This is a genomic window from Streptomyces actuosus, from assembly GCF_016921115.1.
In the GTDB taxonomy this organism is placed as follows: Bacteria; Actinomycetota; Actinomycetes; order Streptomycetales; family Streptomycetaceae; genus Streptomyces; species Streptomyces actuosus_A.
Genome location: NZ_JAFFZS010000002.1, coordinates 65,140 through 84,304 on the forward strand (window position 1 = coordinate 65,140; position 19,165 = coordinate 84,304).

Consider the following 19,165-nt stretch of genomic DNA (forward strand, 5'->3'; position numbering starts at 1 on the left):
GGGGACGGCCGTCTCACGCTCCCTGCGCTGGTCATCGGGCGAGGCCGTAGGCGTGGGAGAGGCGAGCGGCCCGCCTGACGGCAGATCAGGGGGCGGGCCGCCCGCGCTACGGGCCCTGGCCCGCTCATCGTTGAGGAACGGGCCCGACCGACACGAGAGCGGCCCCGGCCGGCAACTGCAGAGTCAACCGGCCGGGGCCGCTCCATATCTTGATCGTCCGCACTTCGGTTGAGCTTCGACTGAGCTCACGATCACCCACGCCCCGAAAGTGCCGTCAGCCCCAGTCCAGATGCACTCTGAGCTGGGGCTGAGTCGTAGGCCCTGTGGGACTCGAACCCACAACCAATGGATTAAAAGTCCACTGCTCTGCCAATTGAGCTAAGGGCCCAGGCGATGTCGCCTCCCCGAGCATAGCCGGACGTGGCCGCGTCGCCGATCGGGTATCGGTGACACGGCCCCGACCGGGGTGCGAAGGCGCCGTAAGTGTCGGGGATCAGCCGGTTCGCACGCCCGGCGCGCCCCGGCGTGCCCCGACGCGCCCGCCGTACTCGCCCATGGCTGCCGTTCCCTGAACCGGTGCCAGGTGCTCCGGAGCCGTCGGGCGGAGCCGGCCCGTGGAGCCGCTCGGTGGCCTTCCTCACGCCGTCGGGCCGCCGGGCGGCAGCGGGTCGTGGCGCGGCCCGACGGCCGCGGTCCGGTGCGGCCCACCACGGACGCGGTGGAGGCGCCGACGGGCGGGAGACCACCGTCCAGCCGGAGGGCGACCGCGCGGGGTGCGGAAACGGCACAGCGCCGCGCCCCGGGCAGGGCGCGGCGCTGTGCCGTTCAGGTGCCGTCGGGGTCCGCCGGCCGGGTCAGCCGTTGCGCTTCCAGCGCGGCTTGTCCTCGCGGCGGCCGTGCGAACCGCCGGTGCGGTGGTCGTCGCGGCGGCCGTAGGGGCGCTCGTGGCCGCCCGAGCGGAACCCGGGGCGGTCGTCGCGGCGGTCCCGGTTGAACGGGCGGTCGCTGCCGCGGTGCCCACCGCGGTCGTCCCGGCGGAAGCCGCCCCGGTCGCCACCGCGGTCGTCACGGCGCTCGAAGGAACGGCCACCACGGTCACCACCGCGGTCGTCACGGCGCTCGAAGCCACGCTCCCGGTCCCGGCGGAAGCCGCCCCGGTCACCACCCCGGTCGCCGCCGCGGTCGTCGCGGCGCTCGAAGGAACGGCCACCACGGTCACCACCGCGGTCGTCCCGACGGTCGAAGGAGCGGTCGCGGTCGAACGGACGGCGGTCGCCGCCGCGGTCGTCGCGGCGCTCGAAGGAACGGCCACCACGGTCACCACCGCGGTCGTCACGGCGCTCGAAGCCACGCTCCCGGTCCCGGCGGAAGCCGCCCCGGTCACCACCCCGGTCGCCGCCGCGGTCGAAGCCACGGTCCCGGTCCCGGTTGAACGGGCGGCGCTCGTCGCGCTCGCGGCGCTCGTACGGCGCCGCGGCCGGCGTACGCTCGGCGCGCTCCGCCCGGTCCACGTCCTGGGCGGCAGGCTGCTCCGGCACCGACGCCCCGGTGGCGGCCTCGGCCGCGGCCAGGGCGGCCTCGGCGACGGCGGCGGCCGGGTCCTCCCCACGCTCACGGGCGACCCGGGCGACGAGCCGGTCGGCCTCCTCGCGCAGCTCGGTGGCACGGCGCTGGGCGCGGTCGAGCTGCTTGTTGAGCTGGGCGACCTCGCGCTCGGCCTGCGCGGCGGCGTTGCCCGCGGACTCGGCCTGCACCTCGGTCATCGAGCGGGCGCCGGTGATCTCGGCGACCTCCGGGTCGAAGGCGGCACCGCCCTGGATGATGTGGCGCGCGGCGTCGACGCCGGCGTCCTCCATGAGGCGGAAGATCTGGCGGCGCTGGTGCGGCAGGGACAGCGACACGACGGTGCCGGTCCGGCCCGCACGCGCCGTACGGCCCGCACGGTGCAGGTAGTCCTTGTGATCGCCGGCCGGGTCGACGTTCAGGACGAGGTCGATGCCGTCGACGTGGATGCCGCGGGCGGCGACGTCGGTGGCGACGAGCACGTTGACGTACCCGTCCTTGAAGTCCGCGAGGGTCCGGGTGCGGGCGCCCTGCGTCATGCCGCCGTGCAGCGCGTCGGCCGTCACGCCGGCGTCGCGCAGCTGCTCGGCGACGCGGTCGGCACCGAGCTGGGTGCGGACGAAGATGATGGTGCGGCCCTTGCGGGAGGCGATCGCGGCCGTGACCGGGGCCTTGTCCTTGGGCTTCACGACGAGGATGTGGTGCGACATGGTCGTCACCGCGCCCTGGGCGGCGTCCACCTCGTGGCTGACCGGGTCGTTGAGGTACCGGTCGACGAGGGTCTTGATCTCGTTCTCCATCGTCGCGGAGAACAGCATGCGCTGACCGCCCGCCGGCACCTGGTCCAGCAGCTCCGTCACCTCGGGCAGGAAGCCCAGGTCGGACATCTGGTCGGCCTCGTCCAGGACGGCGACCTCCACGTCCTGCAGGGAGCAGGCGCCGCGGTTGATGATGTCGCGGAGCCGGCCCGGGGTGGCGACCAGGACGTCCACGCCGCGCTCCAGGGCGTAGATCTGGTTGCCCATGGAGGTGCCGCCGCACACGACCTTCATCTTCAGGCCGAGCTGGTCGCCGTAGGGCTGGAGGGCGTCCGCGACCTGCATCGCGAGCTCACGGGTGGGGGTGAGGATGACCGCGCGAGGCTTGTGCTTGCGGGTGCTGCCGCCGGCCAGCCGGGCCAGCGTGGGCAGACCGAAGGAGAGGGTCTTGCCGGAGCCGGTGCGGCCACGGCCGAGGATGTCCTTGCCGGCCAGGGCGTCCGGGATGGTCGCGGCCTGGATCGGGAAGGGGACCGTCACGCCGTTCTGCGCGAGCTTGCGCACGACGCCCTCGGGGAGACCGAGGTCGGCGAAGGTGACCTCGGGGGTCTCCTCGCGCCCGGCCTCGGCGGTCTCCTCGACGGCCGCCGCGGTGGCTTCCTCGGCCTCGGTGGCCTCGGGCACGACGGCGTGATCAGTGCTGGAAATGGACATGCGAATGCGAAACCTTCCGGAGTCTCGTCGGCACGCGCCCGTCAACTCCGTGTTCGCATTACGACCGCCTCAATGCGGTCCGCCACGGCAAGGGAGAGTACGCGCCACACGGCGCGCTCTGCGATGGCGCCGGGCAAATGGGATCAAACGATCTACCACCATACGCACCCCCTGCCCCGGAACGCAAACCGGCCCTCCGACCTCGGCGTCGATGCGGGGTCCGGCCGCTACGCCGGAGCCCCCGCCACGGGAGCCGGCTCGCGCTGTGCCAGCTGCGGCAAGGTCTCCTCGTGCGCCGACGACGACGGCTCGGCGGGCGGCGGGTCCGAGGGCGCCGGCGGCTCCGGGGACGGCGGGGGCGGCGGCTCCGGGGACGGCGTGGTCCTGGTCGGGGTCGGCCGTGGTCCGGCCGGCGAGGGCACGTCCGGCTTCGGGGAGCGGTCGGGCCGCGGCGCGGCGGACGCGCTCGCGCTCGTGCTGGCGCTGGGCTGCGGCGCCGACGTGACGGAGGGGGAGGCGGACTCGCCGGCCTCGGCGTCCGCACCGGGACTCTCCACCTCGTGCGTGTAACCGCTCCGGCCCACCACACCGCCCGCACCGCCCGGCACCGCCGCGGGCCTGCCGTCGGGTTCCTCACCGCCGCGCTGCCCGGCCGACTGCGAAGGCCGGGCCTGGCTGCCGTCGCCTTCCCCCACACTCATGCAGCCGGCGGCAGCGGCGACCGCCATGACTGCGGCGGCCAGGCGGACGGGTACGTACAAGGGGCGCACGGAAGCCACCTCCGGGGTGAGTCAGAGTCGACGTGCCCAACTCCCCCCGCCTGCGGGAGGACACGCGCCCCGGCCATCCGCGCCATCGGCACGCGGGCCCGCCCGCGCGGCCCGCCCGCCGCCGCGTCAGCCGTACCCCAGGGCGTGCAGCCGGGCGTCGTCGATCCCGAAGTGGTGGGCGATCTCGTGCACGACGGTGACCTCGGTCTCGGCGACCACGTCCTCCCGGGTCTCGCACATCCGCAGAGTCGGCCCCCGGTAGACGGTGATCCGGTCCGGCAGCACGCCCGCGTACCACTCGCCCCGGTCGGTGAGCGGAGTCCCCTCGTACAGCCCGAGCAACTCGGGATCGTCGGCGGGCGGTTCGTCCTCGACGAACACCGCGACGTTGTCCATGAGTCGCGTCAGCTCCGGCGGAATCCGGTCGAGCGCCTCGGCGACCAGTTCCTCGAACTCCTCGCGCGTCATCTCCAGCACACGGCCATTGTCCGGCACGTCGCCCGTCCGGCGTCACGGCCGCGCGGAGGGCCGCCGGCAGTCGGCACGCGCGCGACCCCCGCGCCCGGCACCCCACGGCCGCCGGCACCCGGCTCCCGGCACCGGCGCGCATGACGGTGCGCGCGCCTGGGCATACGGGCCCAATGGCCAGCGTCCTCGCCGCAGCCCGGAACGCCCTGAACCGGATCGTCCACGTCCCCGAGTCCCTCGTCCGCCGGGCACGCCGCCCCCGCCGACGGCACCGCGCCGCACCGGCCCCGACGCTCACCCCCCAGCCGCACCCGGCCGCCCGTGCCGCCGGACTGGTCGCCGTGGTCCTGCTGGGCGGCTGGCTGGGGCTGCTGATCGTCGGCAACGTCCGGGTGCCGGTCGGCCCCATGGACACCACGATGACCCTGCGCCCCTCCCTCACCGGCGGAACGAAGATCAACGTGTCGCCGCTGGGCGCCCTGCAGCTGCGCAGCCACATCGCGCCGGTCCGCCTCGACGTCAACGTCGACCAGTTGGACCCGGTCCGCGCCCAGGCCCTGGTGGACCACCCCGAACGCCTCTCCGGGCTCCAGCAGGAGGTCACCCGGGACGTCGAGCGCGGCGCGGCCGACCTGGCGCTGCGTTCCTGTGTGGCCGTCGTCTCCGGCGCCACCGCGCTCGGCCTCGCCGTCTACCGCCGCCCGCGCCGCGCCCTGGCCGCCGGGGGCATGGCGCTGATGCTGCTGGCGGCGTCCGGCGCGACGGCGTACGCCACCTGGCAGCCCAAGTCCGTGCTGGAGCCCCGCTTCTCCGGTCTGCTGACGTCGGCGCCCTCACTGGTCGGCGACGCGCGCAGCATCGTCACCGAGTTCGACGTCTACCAGCAGGAGCTGGCCCGCCTGGTCACCAACGTGACCAAGCTGTACGACGTCACCTCCACCCTCCCCGCCTACCGGCCGGACCCGACGACCGTCCGCGTCCTGCACGTCTCCGACATCCACCTCAACCCGGCCGGCTGGAAGATCATCGCCTCGCTGGTGGAGCAGTACGACGTGAACGTGATCGTCGACTCCGGCGACACGATGGACCACGGCACGGCCGCCGAGAACGGCTTCCTCGACCCCGTCGAGGACCTGGGCGCGCCGTACGTCTGGGTCCGCGGCAACCACGACTCGCGCCTCACCCAGCGCTACCTGGAGCACCTGAAGAACGTGCACGTCCTGGACGACGGGCGCGCGGTGACGATCGCCGGGGTGCGCTTCGCGGGCATCGGCGACCCGCAGTTCACTCCGGACCGCTCGAAGGTGCCCGGCGGCGACGCGGCGAACGAGCTGGCGGGCGCCCGGCTGGCCTCGGCCCTGCGCGAGCAGAAGGCCGCCGGCACACCGGTGGACATCGCCGTCGCGCACGAGCCGGTGGCCGCCCGGCAGACCGACGGCGACGTCCCGCTGGCCCTGGCGGGCCACATCCACCACGAGCAGATGAAGGTCATGAAGTACGGCACCCGGCTGCGTGTGGAGGGCTCGACCGGCGGCAGCGGGCTGCGCGCGGTGGAGGACAAGTACCCCGACCCCATCGAGGCGTCGATCCTCTACCTCGACCGGGACACCCGGCGCCTCCAGGCCTGGGACGAGATCCGGCTGGGCGGGCTGGGACTGGCGACGGCCGAGGTCAGCCGTCATCTGGTGGAGGAGAACCAACCGGGCGCCACCCCGTCGCCCGGCACCTCGCCCCGTACCTCGCCCGGCGCCTCCCCGCCCCCTTCGGCGGCCTCGCCGCGCACCCCGTCCGCGGCGGCTCCGTAAACCGTTTTGGCGATACCTCCCGCCATCCCATATGCTTCTCACGTCCCCGAGGCGCTGCGAAGCGCCCAGGCGGGCCGATAGCCCTCATCGTCTAGCGGCCTAGGACGCCGCCCTTTCAAGGCGGTAGCACGGGTTCGAATCCCGTTGGGGGCACGCAACACCGTGTGCGACACTGTCGTACACAACAGCTTGGTCCTGTGGAGCAGTTTGGAGTGCTCGCCACCCTGTCAAGGTGGAGGCCGCGGGTTCAAATCCCGTCAGGACCGCTGAGGCCTCTCGTAGACCTCGTGGCTGGGTAGCTCAGTTGGTACGAGCGTCCGCCTGAAAAGCGGAAGGTCGCCGGTTCGACCCCGGCCCCAGCCACCACCGCCCTGACCAGGGCATACGGCCCCGTCGAAGCATCTTCGACGGGGCCGTTCCCATTCCGCCGGCACCAACCGGTACGCCGGCGGCTCCCAGGAGAGCGTGTCGCCCGGCTTCCCGTGTGCCTTCCGCTGCTCGTCCGGGTCGGTGGGCGCGGAGACCTTCACGGCCGCCCCGACGTCGCTGCGACCGGCGCACCGCCGGACGCGTCCTCGCGGAGTCACGGCCGGGACGGACCAGTCCGCACGCGAGCGCCCGGCGGCTGTTACTCACTTTCGGGTGACGGCGCCCCTGGCCGCCGGGCAGCGAGCCCGTGCCGACGGACGGACGGGCCCGGAGCGGAGCGGCAGAACCACCGACAAACGATCAATATCGACAGTTCAGGACATACATGGCCGTTACAGCGGAGAGTCATGGAAATATGCCGGATCTGTAATGCCAGGCACGTCTTCCGTCCGTACCGGGCGCACGGCCTGCACTGTGTGAGTGCGCGGCCAGTCGGCCGCCACCAGCACCACGCACCACCACTGAACTGCGGCGTTCCTGACGTCCGCAGGCCAGTTCGGAGGTGCCTTGGACTCCTTGAGGGGATCCTCGTGACCGTTTCCGCTTCCGTGCGTCGCATGACCGCCGTCGCCACCGTGACAGCCGCTGCCCTGGGCGCCGTGGCCCTGCCGGCCTCGGCCGCCGACCACCACCATGGCCACGGCCACCACCCGGACGTCTACATCAGCGCCGTACAGGCCGACCCCCCCGGACGCGACAACCGCTCCAACCGCTCGCTGAACAAGGAGTGGGTGGACATCACCAACAGCACCCGCCGGGCCGTCAACCTCAACAACTGGACCCTCAAGAACGAGGACGGCCGCACCTACACCTTCCACCACTACCGCCTGGCCGCCCGCACCACCGTCCGCGTCCACACCGGCACCGGCCACGACAGCCGCACCCACCTGTTCCAGAACCGCCGCACCTACGTCTGGGACAACCACCGCGACACCGCGACCCTGCGCAACAACCACGGCCGCTTCGTCGACGACGCCGCGTGGGGCCACCACCACGGCCACCACGGCCACCACGGCAACCGCCACTGACCGACCCGCTCCCCCCGGCACCAGGACAGAAGCCGGGCGGTGGTGGGTGGGGCCTCACCCGGGCGAGTGCCCCACCCACCACCCGTGACCGCACGCCGCCCCGCCTGACCAGGGCCGAACCCCCTCCGAGTCTCCCGGAGGGGGTTTTCCTCGTCCCGCTCGGAACGGCACTGGCCCCGGGCAGGCGCCGCGGCGGCCGCACCCGCCGTCCTCCCGCCCCGATCACCGCACCGCCCCGGCCGGGCGCCGCGCCCGGCCTCGCGCACGGCGCCGGCAACGGCCGTCCGCGCACCACCTGGGCTCCACCCCGCGCGCCGTCGGGACCCTGGGGCGTCCGACAGCTCCCGGCCGCCTCCGGCAGGGAACGGAGGTCGGCCGGAGGGGGACGGCGGGCACCGGAGGTGGGCCGGAGGGGTCCCGGCAAAAGCGTTCGCCACGTTTTTCTCCGGGATGAGATCCTGGACCGCGTATGTCTACGCACCCTGCCCCCGCCCTCGGCGCCCTCGCCCCCCGCCTGACCGAGCTGTCGCTGCGCGATGCGCACCGGCTCGGGCGCAGGCTCGAAGGCGCGCGAAAGATCCGCAAGCCGGAGGCCCGCGCCGCCGTCCTCGCCGAGATCGAGGCGGAGGTCGCGAGGGCCGAGGAGCGGATGACCGCCCGGCGCACCCGTGTGCCCGCGGTCACCTACCCCGAGCAGCTGCCCGTCAGCCAGAAGAAGGACCTGATCGCGGAGGCCGTCCGCGATCATCAAGTGGTGATCGTGGCCGGTGAGACCGGTTCGGGCAAGACGACGCAGATCCCCAAGATCTGCATGGAGCTCGGCCGGGGCGTCCGCGGCATGATCGGGCACACCCAGCCCCGCCGGATCGCCGCCCGCACCGTGGCCGAGCGCGTCGCCGAGGAACTTTCGACACCCCTCGGCGAGGCCGTCGGCTGGAAGGTGCGCTTCACCGACCAGGTCGACCAGGACGCCACCTTCGTCAAGCTGATGACGGACGGCATCCTGCTCGCCGAGATCCAGACCGACCGCGAGCTGCGCGCCTACGACACGATCATCATCGACGAGGCCCACGAGCGGTCCCTCAACATCGACTTCCTGCTCGGCTACCTCGCCCAGCTGCTTCCGCGCCGACCCGACCTCAAGGTCGTCATCACCTCCGCCACCATCGACCCCGAGCGCTTCTCCCGGCACTTCGGTGACGCGCCGATCATCGAGGTGAGCGGGCGGACGTACCCCGTGGAGGTGCGCTACCGGCCCCTGCTCGAAGAGGACTCCGAGGACGCCGACCGGGACCAGATCACGGCCGTCACCGACGCCGTGGAAGAGCTGATGGGCGAGGGACCGGGGGACATCCTCGTCTTCCTCTCCGGCGAGCGTGAGATCCGGGACACCGCGGACGCCCTCAACAGGAAGCAGTACCGGTTCACCGAGGTCCTCCCGCTGTACGCGCGCCTCTCGCACGCCGAGCAGCACCGTGTCTTCCAGCCGCACACCGGGCGCAGGATCGTTCTGGCGACGAACGTCGCCGAGACTTCGCTGACGGTGCCCGGCATCAAGTACGTGATCGACCCCGGCTTCGCCCGCATCTCGCGCTACAGCCACCGCACCAAGGTGCAGCGGCTGCCCATCGAGGCGGTCTCGCAGGCCAGCGCCAATCAGCGCAAGGGCCGCTGCGGCCGGACCTCGGACGGCATCTGCATCCGGCTGTACAGCGAGGACGACTTCCTCGCCCGGCCGGAGTTCACCGACGCCGAGATCCTCCGCACCAACCTGGCCTCCGTCATCCTGCAGATGACCGCGGCCGGCCTGGGCGAGATCGAGAAGTTCCCCTTCATCGACCCGCCGGACCACCGCAACATCCGCGACGGCGTCCAGCTCCTCCAGGAGCTCGGCGCGCTCGACCCGGCGCAGAAGGACCCGCGCAAGCGGCTCACGGACACCGGCCGCAAGCTGGCGCAGCTGCCCGTCGACCCGCGGCTGGCCCGCATGGTCCTGGAGGCCGACCGCAACGGCTGCGTCCGCGAGGTCATGGTCATAGCCGCGGCGCTGTCCATCCAGGACCCGCGCGAACGCCCCGCCGACAAGCAGACCCAGGCCGACCAGCAGCACGCCCGTTTCAAGGACGAGACCAGCGACTTCCTCGCCTATCTCCACCTGTGGCGCTACCTGCGCGAGCAGCAGAAGGAACGCGGCTCGTCGTCCTTCCGGCGCATGTGCAAGCAGGAGTTCCTGAACTTCCTGCGGATCCGTGAATGGCAGGACATCTACAGCCAGCTGCGCACGGTCGCCAAGCAGATGGGCATCCACCTCGACGAGAACGACGCCCCCGCCGACCGCATCCACGTCTCCCTGCTGGCCGGCCTGCTCTCCCACGTCGGGATGAAGGACGTCAAGGACGGCAACAAGAACGAGTACCTGGGCGCCCGCAACGCCAAGTTCGCGGTGTTCCCCGGCTCGGCGCTGTTCCGCAAGCAGCCCCGGTTCGTGATGTCGGCCGAACTCGTCGAGACGTCCCGCCTGTGGGCCCGCGTCAACGCGAAGATCGAGCCGGAGTGGGTCGAGCCGCTCGCCCAGCACCTGGTCAGGCGGACGTACTCCGAGCCGCACTGGGAGAAGGACCAGGCCGCGGTGATGGCGTACGAGAAGGTCACCCTGTACGGCGTCCCGATCGTCGCCCAGCGCAAGGTCAACTACGGCCGGATCGACCCGGAGCTCTCGCGCGAGCTGTTCATCCGCAACGCGCTCGTCGAGGGCGACTGGCGCACCCACCACAAGTTCTTCGCCGACAACCGCCGGCTCCTCAGCGAGGTCGAGGAACTGGAGCACCGGGCGCGGCGCCGGGACATCGTCGTCGACGACGAGACGCTGTTCGACTTCTACGAGCAGCGGGTGCCCGAACACGTCGTCTCCGGCGCCCACTTCGACTCCTGGTGGAAGCGAAAGCGGCACGAGCAGCCCGACTTCCTCGACTTCGAGCGGGAGATGCTCATCCGGGAGTCCGCGGAGGCCGTCACCAAGGCCGACTATCCGGACTCCTGGCGTCAGGGGCAGCTGAAGTTCCGCGTGACCTACCAGTTCGAGCCCGGCGCGGACGCGGACGGCGTGACGGTGCACATCCCGCTCCAGGTGCTCAACCAGGTGACGGACGAGAACTTCGACTGGCAGATCCCGGGCCTGCGGGAGGAACTGGTCACCGAGTTGATCCGCTCCCTGCCCAAGCCGATCCGCCGCAACTACGTGCCCGCGCCGAACTACGCCAAGGCGTTCCTCGACCGGGCCACGCCCCTCGGGGAGCCCCTCGCCACGACCATGGCCCGTGAGCTGAAGCGCATGGTCGGCGTGCCCTTCGAGGCGGACGACTTCGACTGGGGCAAGGTCCCCGACCATCTGCGGATCACCTTCCGGATCGTGGACGAGCGGCGGCGCAAGCTGGCCGAGGACAAGGACCTCCAGGCGCTGAAGCTCCGGCTGAAGCCGAAGGCGCGCAAGGCGCTGTCCCAGGCGGCGGCCGCGACCGCCTCCCGGGAGGGCGGCGAGTCCCTGGAGCGGCGGGGGCTCACGGACTGGACGATCGGCGCGCTGACCCGCGTCTTCGAGACCCGCCGCGCCGGCCAGCCGGTGCGGGCGTACCCGGCGCTCGTCGACGACGGGGACACGGTCTCCGTGCGGCTCTTCGACACCGAGGCCGAGCAGGCCGAGGCGATGTGGCGGGGCACGCGCCGGCTGATCCTGCGCAACATTCCGGTCAACCCGGCGAAGTTCGCATCCGAAAAGCTGACCAACGCACAGAAGCTCGCCCTGTCGGCGAATCCGCACGGGTCGATCCAGGCCCTGTTCGACGACTGCGCCATGGCGGCGGCGGACCGGCTGATCGCCGACTTCGGCGGACCGGCGTGGGACGAGGAGTCGTACCGCAAGCTGTTCGACAAGGTGCGGGCCGAGATCGTCGACACGACCGTGCGCACGGTCGGCCAGGTGCAGCAGGTCCTCGCCGCCTGGCAGGCCTGTGAGCGCCGCCTCAAGGGCGTCCGCAGCCCGGCGCTCCTGGCGAACCTGACCGATGTGCGCAAGCAGCTGGACGGCCTGGTGAGGCCCGGGTTCGTGACGCAGGCGGGACTGCGCCGGCTGCCGGACCTGATGCGCTACCTGGTGGCCGCGGACCGGCGCCTGCAGCAGATGCCGGCCAACGTCCAGCGGGACACCACCCGCATGGAGAAGGTCCACGAGATGCAGGACGAGTACGCCTGGCTGCTGGAGCAGATGCCGCAGGGCCGGCCCGTCCCGGCCGCGGTCCTGGACATCCGCTGGATGATCGAGGAGCTCCGGGTCAGCTATTTCGCGCACGCGCTGGGCACGGCGTACCCCGTCTCGGACAAGCGGATCGTGAAGGCGATCGACGCCGTCGCTCCGTGATCGGGCGCACACGGAGGGTGAGTTCGACCAGTGGGCTCACCCTCCTGTACAGTCCTTCTCGCAGCACAGCGCAGGACCGGATCAAGCGGATTCGTTCGTGCGAGTGCGGCGACATCTGGTCCTGTGGAGCAGTTTGGAGTGCTCGCCACCCTGTCAAGGTGGAGGCCGCGGGTTCAAATCCCGTCAGGACCGCATCGAAGAGAGCCCGGGTCGAAAGACCCGGGCTCTTGCGTGTCGGGCTCGATGTCGCCCTGGCGGCCCAGGGCGTCTTGACGGAGTCACATTCGCCCAGTACCCCAGAAGCAGGGCCCGCTCTCCGTGGGCCCGCCGGAGGTGGCGTATGGCGGCATCGGTCAGGCACGAGACGCGGGCGCTGCTCCGCGCGCACCTGTCGGCCGCGTCGTCCTACGGGCATCTGACCCGTCGCTGCCCGGTCTGCCACCACATCCTGCGGCTGGCGATGGACGCGCCTCCGCGGGCGCCGCAGGAGCCGATCCCCGAGACGGGGGACGAAGGTCCCGCCGGCGCGTGACCGTTGCCGGGCCCGAACGGGCTGCGGGCGTGGCACGCTGGACCGTGCGCCTCCTGTAGTGCACGGCACCCGAGCGCAACAAGCAGTCCGGTGTGTGACGGGTGTCACCACATGAGTTTTCGGATTAGGGGTTCTTACCCGGTCCCTACAAGCGGTCGATTTAATATGTGCAATTGCACCGCTCCCCCAGGCTTCCCCAGGCTCCGACAAGCCCGCTCACAGAGCGGCCCCGGCAGCCACCTCGGGCGCACAAAAAAGATCGCGCTGGACCCGGCGGAGTCCAGCGCGATCGACGACGCACCCTGTGTCTCTGAGCGGGCGTGGGGTCTGTTGGGGCAGTCCCCGCGTCGCTTGGAGCTGTGGTTTCGGGCGTTGTTGCGGATTGGGGGACCCGCCGTCGGCCCGGCTATTCAGTTGTTCAGGCCTCGCTGCGCTGCTGCGGAATGCCCGCGAGCAGTGCGCGGACCTCGGCCTCGCGGTAGCGGCGGTGCCCGCCGAGCGTGCGGATCGACGTGAGCTTCCCGGCCTTCGCCCACCGCGTGACCGTCTTGGGGTCGACGCGGAACATGCTGGCGACCTCAGCCGGGGTCAGCAGCGGCTCGGCTTCAGGGGTGCGAGCGGTCATGAGCGGCCTCCTCGGGAGAACCGAACCTTCTCGGTTCTTTCCTCTAAATTCTGCACCTTGACCCGCGTTGCCCGAAATGGCGGACGCGAGTCGAGTCGGTTATAGGACGAACGGCTTGTCCTCGGCACTACAACTACACCATCTGTCCAGCCGCGTCGGCCAAACCGATGGAATTGCCCTCCCAGGTGTTCATCAGCGACGGAAGCCGATGGACCATGCCATAGCGGACAGTCACGCCACTGTGACGATCAGTCACAGGGCGATCAGGAGTCACCAGACCCCCCAAAGCGTGTAATGCGGAGAATCCGCCCAGACTGGTGCACAGTTGGGCGGACAGAGTCCTCCCCGGACTCCTTGTCCTATTTTGGCACGAGGGGGGGCAAGAGATGCAAGGTGCCTGAACGTGCGGTCTGTCACGCTTGACACAAACGCCCGGATCGGGATCTACGCCCCATCAGCCCGACGGAGTGCCGTAGACCGTACGCCGCCCCGGCCCGCGTCGGCCGTGACCCGCGTCACACCAAACCCACCCGCGCCGGACTCAGTTCGCCGACCGCAGGTCCCGCACCGACCGCCACCGCTCCACGAGCCGGCCGTACGCCTCGCCGGCCGCCACCCCGTCACCGCGCCGCAGCGCCTCGATCCCCTCGGCCACGTCCGCCGCCGAACGGTCGTCCTCCAACGCCCCCGCGTCCAGGACGTGCACCAGGCCGCCGTAGTCCAACTCCACGACCGAGCGCGGATGGAACTCCTCGAGCCAGCGCCCGACGTCGACCAGGCCCTCGATCATCGGCCCCTCGTCGACGGCCGCCTTCAGCGTCCGCAGCGCCCGCGCCACCCGGCGCCGGGCCTGCACCATCGGGGTGCGGTAGCGCAACATCGGGGGGATCTCGGCCGAGCCCTCGTCGAAGCGCCGCTCCTCGTCGGAGACGAGCACGAACCAGCTCAGCGGCACCTGCCAGGTCCCCGTACGGATCCACGGGCGCGCATCGGGGTTGCGGGTCAACCAGCGCTCGTAGTCCTGCGCGGCCTGACGGCGCACCACCTCCGGCAGTACGGCGTCCAGCACCGGCGCCGGAAGCTCCTCCGCCAGTTCCTCCATCGCCTGCCAGCCGCGCAGCCGAGTGCGCCACGGGCACACGCACAGCACCCCGTCGGACTCCAGGACGAAGGCGTCCCCGCTCTCGTGCACCGGTACCGGCACCGGCGGGGTGGGCAGCAGGTCGGCGAGCGAGCGGCGCAGCTCGTCCTGGTACGTCGGCAGGTCGCCGCGACGGGCGTAGCGCGCCCAGTGGCTGCGCTCCGGCTCGGGGAAGGCGGCCAGCGGCTCGTACACGCGCAGATACGTCGTGTAGGGCACGATCACCGAGGACACCTTGGGCACGCCTGCTCCTTCCCCCGCCCGCGGCCGGGGAAAACTGCCGGATCCACTCACGAACGGGCAGGAAAACTGTGCAAATCGTCGCACGGGTGTCCCCCACCCGTGGGTGATCCTCGCCACTGCCCCGACGGCGGGCCCGGCAAGGTCTACTCTCATGCCACGGCACCCGCCACCCGCACGGGGGCCTCTCCCCACCTGCCGCTACTTACTCAGGAGTCACCACCGTGACCGACGTAACCGGCGCACCTGCTGATGTCCTGCACACCCTGTTCCACTCGGACCAGGGAGGCCATGAGCAAGTCGTGCTCTGCCAGGATCGCGCGAGCGGCCTGAAGGCCGTCATCGCCATCCACTCCACCGCCCTGGGCCCCGCGCTCGGCGGTACGCGCTTCTACCCGTACGCGACCGAGGCCCAGGCCGTCGCCGACGCCCTCAACCTGGCGCGCGGGATGTCGTACAAGAACGCCATGGCCGGACTCGACCACGGCGGCGGCAAGGCCGTGATCATCGGTGATCCGGAGCAGGACAAGACCGAGGAACTGCTCCTCGCCTACGGGCGCATGGTGGCCTCCCTCGGCGGCCGGTACGTCACCGCCTGCGACGTCGGCACGTACGTCGCCGACATGGACGTCGTGGCGCGCGAGTGCCGCTGGACGACCGGGCGCTCCCCCGAGAACGGCGGCGCGGGCGACTCCTCCGTGCTCACCGCCTTCGGCGTCTACCAGGGCATGCGCGCCTCGGCGCAGCACCTGTGGGGCGACCCCTCGCTGCGCGGCCGCAGGGTCGGCATCGCCGGCGTCGGCAAGGTCGGCCACCACCTGGTGGAGCACCTGCGGGCGGAGGGCGCCGAGGTCGTCGTCACCGACGTGCGCGAGGACGCCGTGCGCCGGATCCTCGACCGCCACCCCGAGGGCGTGAGCGCCGTGGCCGACACCGGCGCGCTGATCCGGGTGGAGGGCCTGGACATCTACGCCCCCTGCGCGCTCGGCGGAGCGCTGGACGACGACACGGTGCCGGTGCTGACCGCGCGCGTGGTCTGCGGTGCCGCGAACAACCAACTCGCCCATCCGGGTGTGGAGAAGGACCTCGCAGACCGCGGGATCCTCTACGCGCCGGACTATGTGGTGAACGCGGGCGGCGTCATCCAGGTCGCCGACGAGCTCCACGGTTTCGACTTCGAGCGGTGCAGGGCGAAGGCCGCGAAGATCTACGACACCACGCTCGCCATATTCGCACGTGCGAAGGAAGACGGCATTCCGCCGGCCGCCGCGGCGGACCGGATCGCCGAGCAGCGGATGCACGACGCCGGCGCCGCCCGCGCGTTCTGATCCCTCCGCGGACACAGCGGCCGGGTTTCGGCGGTACCTGCCGGTCGATGCTTGGAGAGAACTCTCACTTCGACCGGCGGGTCGTCCGCCGAGAAGTGGTTAAAATCGCCACTGACCAGGAAGGACAGGGCGCCTGGCAGGTCCTGTGCACACGCGGCTGCTGCGGGCGACGTACCGTATGGGCGCGGGCTCAGGTACCGTGGAAGCCCTACGGACGGGCTCTCCATGGAGAGACCGTTGTGGATCATGAACGCGTGTCAACCTGGGGCCGTCGAGCCCCGTCGTTGAGGGGGTCGAGCCATGGGGCGCGGCCGGGCCAAGGCCAAGCAGACGAAGGTCGCCCGCCAGCTGAAGTACAACAGCGGTGGGACGGATCTCTCACGCCTGGCCGAGGAGCTGGGCGCATCGACGTCGAACCAGTCGCCGAACGGTGACCGATTCGAGGACGATGAGCACGACGATGACGACCTGTACTCGCGGTACGCCGACCTCTACGAGGACGACGACGCCGACGAGGACGAGGACTCCTCACGACAACGTCGCGGTGCTTGATGCCCGAAGTGGCTTAGCCGAGTACGACCCGGTCCGGTCTTGCACCGGACCGGGTTTCGTGCTGCCGTCTCCGGGTCGCGACACGATGTGCGGGGCCGGGGCCGCGACCGCGGGCCCCCGCCACCGAGGATCACGCGTAGTCGCCCACCAGCTCGGCGCCCGTCGTGTGCTCGCCGCGTTCGGTGATCTCACCGGCCACCCACGCGTCCACACCGCGGTCCGCGAGAGTGGCCAGCGCCACGTCCACCGAACCCTCGGGCACGACCGCCATCATGCCGACGCCCATGTTGAGGGTCTTCTCCAGCTCCAGGCGCTCGACGTGACCGGTGCGGCCGACGAGGTCGAACACCGGGCCCGGGGTCCACGTGGAGCGGTCGACCACGGCGTGCAGTCCGTCCGGGACGACCCGGGCGAGGTTGGCCGCCAGACCGCCACCGGTGATGTGGGAGAAGGCGTGGACGTCCGTGGTGCGGATCAGGGCCAGACAGTCCAGGGAGTAGATCTTCGTCGGCTCCAGCAGCTCCTCGCCGAGGGCGCGGCCCAGGTCGTCGACCTGTGCGTCCAGGGCCATCCCGGCCTGGTCCAGCAGCACGTGACGGACGAGGGAGTACCCGTTCGAGTGAAGCCCGGACGACCCCATGGCGATGACGGCGTCCCCCGTGCGGATGCGCTCCGCGCCGAGCAGCCGGTCGGCCTCCACGACGCCCGTACCGGCGCCGGCGACGTCGAAGTCGTCCTCGCCCAGCAGGCCCGGGTGCTCGGCCGTCTCGCCGCCCACCAGGGCGCAGCCGGCCAGGACGCAGCCCTCCGCGATGCCCTTGACGATGGCGGCGACCCGCTCGGGGTGGACCTTGCCGACGCAGATGTAGTCGGTCATGAACAGCGGCTCGGCGCCGCACACCACGATGTCGTCCATGACCATGGCGACCAGGTCGTGGCCGATGGTGTCGTAGACACCCATCTGGCGCGCGACGTCGACCTTGGTGCCGACGCCGTCCGTGGCGGAGGCGAGCAGGGGCCGCTCGAAGCGCTTGAGGGCGGAGGCGTCGAAGAGGCCGGCGAAACCGCCGAGGCCGCCGAGGACCTCGGGGCGCTGCGTCTTCTTCACCCACTCCTTCATCAGCTCGACCGCGCGGTCGCCCGCCTCGATGTCGACGCCGGCAGCCGCGTAGGAAGCACCGGGAACAGCAGTCTCAGACATTGCCTGGGATCTTTCGGGTTGGTTTCTACGGGGCTTACGGACGACGGATGGCGTCGACCGCGGCCGGGGCCGCCGTGCCGGCGGCCAGCTCGGTCTCCAGCAGCTGCTTGCCGAGGAGCTCCGGGTCGGGCAGTTCCATCGGGTACTCGCCGTCGAAGCAGGCGCGACACAGGTTCGGCTTGGCGATGGTGGTCGCCTCGATCATGCCGTCGATGGAGATGTACGCCAGGGAGTCGGCGCCGAGCGAGGTGCCGATCTCCTCGATGGTCATGCCGTTGGCGATGAGCTCGGCGCGGGTGGCGAAGTCGATGCCGAAGAAGCAGGGCCACTTCACCGGCGGCGAGGAGATCCGGATGTGGACCTCGGCGGCGCCGGCCTCGCGGAGCATGCGGACCAGGGCGCGCTGCGTGTTGCCGCGCACGATCGAGTCGTCGACGACGACCAGGCGCTTGCCCTTGATGACTTCCTTCAGCGGGTTCAGCTTCAGCCGGATGCCGATCTGGCGGATGGTCTGCGAGGGCTGGATGAACGTGCGGCCGACGTAGGCGTTCTTGACCAGACCGGCGCCGAACGGGATGCCGGAGGCCTCGGCGTAGCCGATGGCGGCCGGGGTTCCGGACTCGGGAGTCGGTATGACGAGATCGGCCTCGACCGGGGCCTCCTTCGCCAGGCGGCGCCCCATCTCCACGCGGGAGAGGTACACGTTCCGGCCGGCGATGTCGGTGTCCGGGCGGGCGAGGTACACGTACTCGAAGACACAGCCCTTGGGCTTTGCTTCCGCGAAGCGAGAGCTGCGCAGGCCGTTCTCGTCGATCGCGATGAACTCGCCCGGCTCGATCTCGCGGACGAAGCTGGCGCCCACGATGTCGAGCGCGGCGGACTCGGAGGCGACCACCCAGCCGCGCTCCAGGCGGCCGAGGACCAGCGGGCGGATGCCCTGCGGGTCGCGGGCGGCGTACAGGGTGTGCTCGTCCATGAAGACGAGGCTGAAGGCGCCCCGGACCTTCGGCAGGACCGCGCCGGCGGCCTGCTCGACGGTCAGCGGCTTGCCGTCCTCGTCGGCCTGGCCCGCGAGCAGGGCGGTGACCAGGTCGGTGTCGTTGGTGGCCGCGACCCGGCCGGAGCGGCTGTTGTTGTCGTTCGGCAGCTCCGCGACCATCTCGGCCAGCTGGGCCGTGTTGACCAGGTTGCCGTTGTGGCCGAGCGCGATGGAGCCGTGCGCGGTGGCACGGAACGTCGGCTGGGCGTTCTCCCAGACGGACGCGCCGGTGGTCGAGTAGCGGGCGTGTCCGACCGCGATGTGACCCTGGAGCGAACCGAGGGAGGTTTCGTCGAAGACCTGGGAGACGAGGCCCATGTCCTTGAAGACGAGGATCTGGGAGCCGTTGCTGACCGCGATTCCCGCGGATTCCTGACCCCGATGCTGGAGGGCGTAGAGCCCGAAGTACGTGAGCTTGGCGACCTCTTCGCCGGGAGCCCAGACACCGAAGACGCCGCAAGCGTCCTGGGGGCCCTTCTCGCCGGGGAGCAGATCGTGATTGAGGAGACCGTCACCACGTGGCACGAGACCGAGTGTAGGCGAGGTCGTCCACTGGTC

General features: G+C 71.3%; 13 protein-coding genes and 5 tRNA genes. 10 read left to right on the top strand and 8 right to left on the bottom strand.

The annotated features are described in order from the left end of the window. Positions 1 to 315: 315 nt before the first annotated feature. From JS756_RS03190 to JS756_RS03205, 4 genes are all read right to left on the bottom strand, one after another. Positions 316 to 388 (bottom strand) — tRNA-Lys (locus tag JS756_RS03190). A gap of 466 nt (positions 389 to 854) precedes the next feature. Continuing rightward, positions 855 to 3,035: a DEAD/DEAH box helicase gene (locus JS756_RS03195; RefSeq protein ID WP_205381374.1), complete on the bottom strand. Its 2,181-nt coding sequence runs from the start codon at positions 3,033 to 3,035 to the stop codon at positions 855 to 857. Positions 3,036 to 3,262: 227 nt separating this feature from the next. Continuing rightward, positions 3,263 to 3,805 carry a hypothetical protein gene (locus JS756_RS03200; RefSeq protein WP_205381375.1) on the bottom strand — a complete coding sequence of 181 codons (543 nt, stop codon included), beginning with the start codon at positions 3,803 to 3,805 and terminating at the stop codon, positions 3,263 to 3,265. A gap of 126 nt (positions 3,806 to 3,931) precedes the next feature. Next, positions 3,932 to 4,282: a metallopeptidase family protein gene (locus JS756_RS03205; RefSeq protein WP_189219145.1), complete on the bottom strand. Its 351-nt coding sequence runs from the start codon at positions 4,280 to 4,282 to the stop codon at positions 3,932 to 3,934. A 164-nt stretch (positions 4,283 to 4,446) separates the two neighbouring features. Between JS756_RS03205 and JS756_RS03210 the strand changes: the two genes are divergently transcribed. The 8 genes from JS756_RS03210 (at position 4,447) to JS756_RS03245 (ending at position 12,481) form a co-directional block, all read left to right on the top strand. After that, complete coding sequence (locus tag JS756_RS03210; protein ID WP_205381376.1) at positions 4,447 to 6,078, top strand: metallophosphoesterase family protein; 1,632 nt, start codon at positions 4,447 to 4,449, stop codon at positions 6,076 to 6,078. Positions 6,079 to 6,158: 80 nt separating this feature from the next. Next, a tRNA-Glu gene (locus tag JS756_RS03215) sits at positions 6,159 to 6,231 on the top strand. A gap of 38 nt (positions 6,232 to 6,269) precedes the next feature. Next, positions 6,270 to 6,344, top strand: a tRNA-Asp gene (locus JS756_RS03220). A 23-nt stretch (positions 6,345 to 6,367) separates the two neighbouring features. Beyond that, positions 6,368 to 6,444, top strand: a tRNA-Phe gene (locus tag JS756_RS03225). A 620-nt stretch (positions 6,445 to 7,064) separates the two neighbouring features. After that, positions 7,065 to 7,535, top strand: a complete 471-nt coding sequence (locus JS756_RS03230; protein ID WP_205381377.1) for a lamin tail domain-containing protein — start codon at positions 7,065 to 7,067, stop codon at positions 7,533 to 7,535. Positions 7,536 to 8,004: 469 nt separating this feature from the next. Beyond that, entirely contained in the window at positions 8,005 to 11,949 is a 3,945-nt protein-coding gene (gene hrpA / locus JS756_RS03235) for an ATP-dependent RNA helicase HrpA (RefSeq protein WP_205381378.1), read from the top strand. Positions 11,950 to 12,066: 117 nt separating this feature from the next. After that, positions 12,067 to 12,141, top strand: a tRNA-Asp gene (locus tag JS756_RS03240). Between the two features lie 148 nt (positions 12,142 to 12,289). Further along, the gene (locus JS756_RS03245) at positions 12,290 to 12,481 is read left to right on the top strand and encodes a DUF6274 family protein (protein WP_205381379.1); all 192 of its coding nucleotides are present in this window, start codon (positions 12,290 to 12,292) and stop codon (positions 12,479 to 12,481) included. Between the two features lie 418 nt (positions 12,482 to 12,899). Here JS756_RS03245 and bldC read toward each other — a convergent pair whose 3' ends face one another. Together bldC and JS756_RS03255 are read right to left on the bottom strand one after the other, a co-directional pair. Beyond that, the gene (gene bldC, locus JS756_RS03250; protein ID WP_016905998.1) at positions 12,900 to 13,106 is read right to left on the bottom strand and encodes a developmental transcriptional regulator BldC; all 207 of its coding nucleotides are present in this window, start codon (positions 13,104 to 13,106) and stop codon (positions 12,900 to 12,902) included. 541 nt (positions 13,107 to 13,647) lie between these two features. Beyond that, positions 13,648 to 14,490 carry a DUF8083 family protein gene (locus JS756_RS03255; RefSeq protein ID WP_205381380.1) on the bottom strand — a complete coding sequence of 281 codons (843 nt, stop codon included), beginning with the start codon at positions 14,488 to 14,490 and terminating at the stop codon, positions 13,648 to 13,650. A gap of 221 nt (positions 14,491 to 14,711) precedes the next feature. Here JS756_RS03255 and JS756_RS03260 point away from each other — a divergent pair, with 221 nt between their 5' ends. Next, on the top strand, positions 14,712 to 15,815 hold the full coding sequence (locus JS756_RS03260; RefSeq protein WP_205381381.1) for a Leu/Phe/Val dehydrogenase: 1,104 nt from the start codon (positions 14,712 to 14,714) through the stop codon (positions 15,813 to 15,815). A 300-nt stretch (positions 15,816 to 16,115) separates the two neighbouring features. Continuing rightward, positions 16,116 to 16,367 carry a DUF3073 domain-containing protein gene (locus JS756_RS03265; RefSeq protein ID WP_205381382.1) on the top strand — a complete coding sequence of 84 codons (252 nt, stop codon included), beginning with the start codon at positions 16,116 to 16,118 and terminating at the stop codon, positions 16,365 to 16,367. 130 nt (positions 16,368 to 16,497) lie between these two features. Here the strand turns inward: JS756_RS03265 and purM are convergent, their stop codons facing one another. Together purM and purF are read right to left on the bottom strand one after the other, a co-directional pair. After that, complete coding sequence (gene purM, locus JS756_RS03270) at positions 16,498 to 17,568, bottom strand: phosphoribosylformylglycinamidine cyclo-ligase (RefSeq protein ID WP_205381383.1); 1,071 nt, start codon at positions 17,566 to 17,568, stop codon at positions 16,498 to 16,500. A 34-nt stretch (positions 17,569 to 17,602) separates the two neighbouring features. Further along, positions 17,603 to 19,132: an amidophosphoribosyltransferase gene (gene purF / locus JS756_RS03275; protein ID WP_205381384.1), complete on the bottom strand. Its 1,530-nt coding sequence runs from the start codon at positions 19,130 to 19,132 to the stop codon at positions 17,603 to 17,605. Between the last annotated feature and the right edge of the window lie 33 nt (positions 19,133 to 19,165).

Bases quoted from the DNA above. Each gene is read 5' to 3' on its own strand.
- JS756_RS03195 (WP_205381374.1), bottom strand. From the start codon at position 3,035: ATGTCCATTTCCAGCACTGATCACGCCGTCGTGCCCGAGGCCACCGAG.
- JS756_RS03210 (WP_205381376.1), top strand. From the start codon at position 4,447: ATGGCCAGCGTCCTCGCCGCAGCCCGGAACGCCCTGAACCGGATCGTC.
- JS756_RS03230 (WP_205381377.1), top strand. From the start codon at position 7,065: ATGACCGCCGTCGCCACCGTGACAGCCGCTGCCCTGGGCGCCGTGGCC.
- hrpA (WP_205381378.1), top strand. From the start codon at position 8,005: ATGTCTACGCACCCTGCCCCCGCCCTCGGCGCCCTCGCCCCCCGCCTG.
- JS756_RS03245 (WP_205381379.1), top strand. From the start codon at position 12,290: ATGGCGGCATCGGTCAGGCACGAGACGCGGGCGCTGCTCCGCGCGCAC.
- bldC (WP_016905998.1), bottom strand. From the start codon at position 13,106: ATGACCGCTCGCACCCCTGAAGCCGAGCCGCTGCTGACCCCGGCTGAG.
- JS756_RS03265 (WP_205381382.1), top strand. From the start codon at position 16,116: ATGGGGCGCGGCCGGGCCAAGGCCAAGCAGACGAAGGTCGCCCGCCAG.
- purM (WP_205381383.1), bottom strand. From the start codon at position 17,568: ATGTCTGAGACTGCTGTTCCCGGTGCTTCCTACGCGGCTGCCGGCGTC.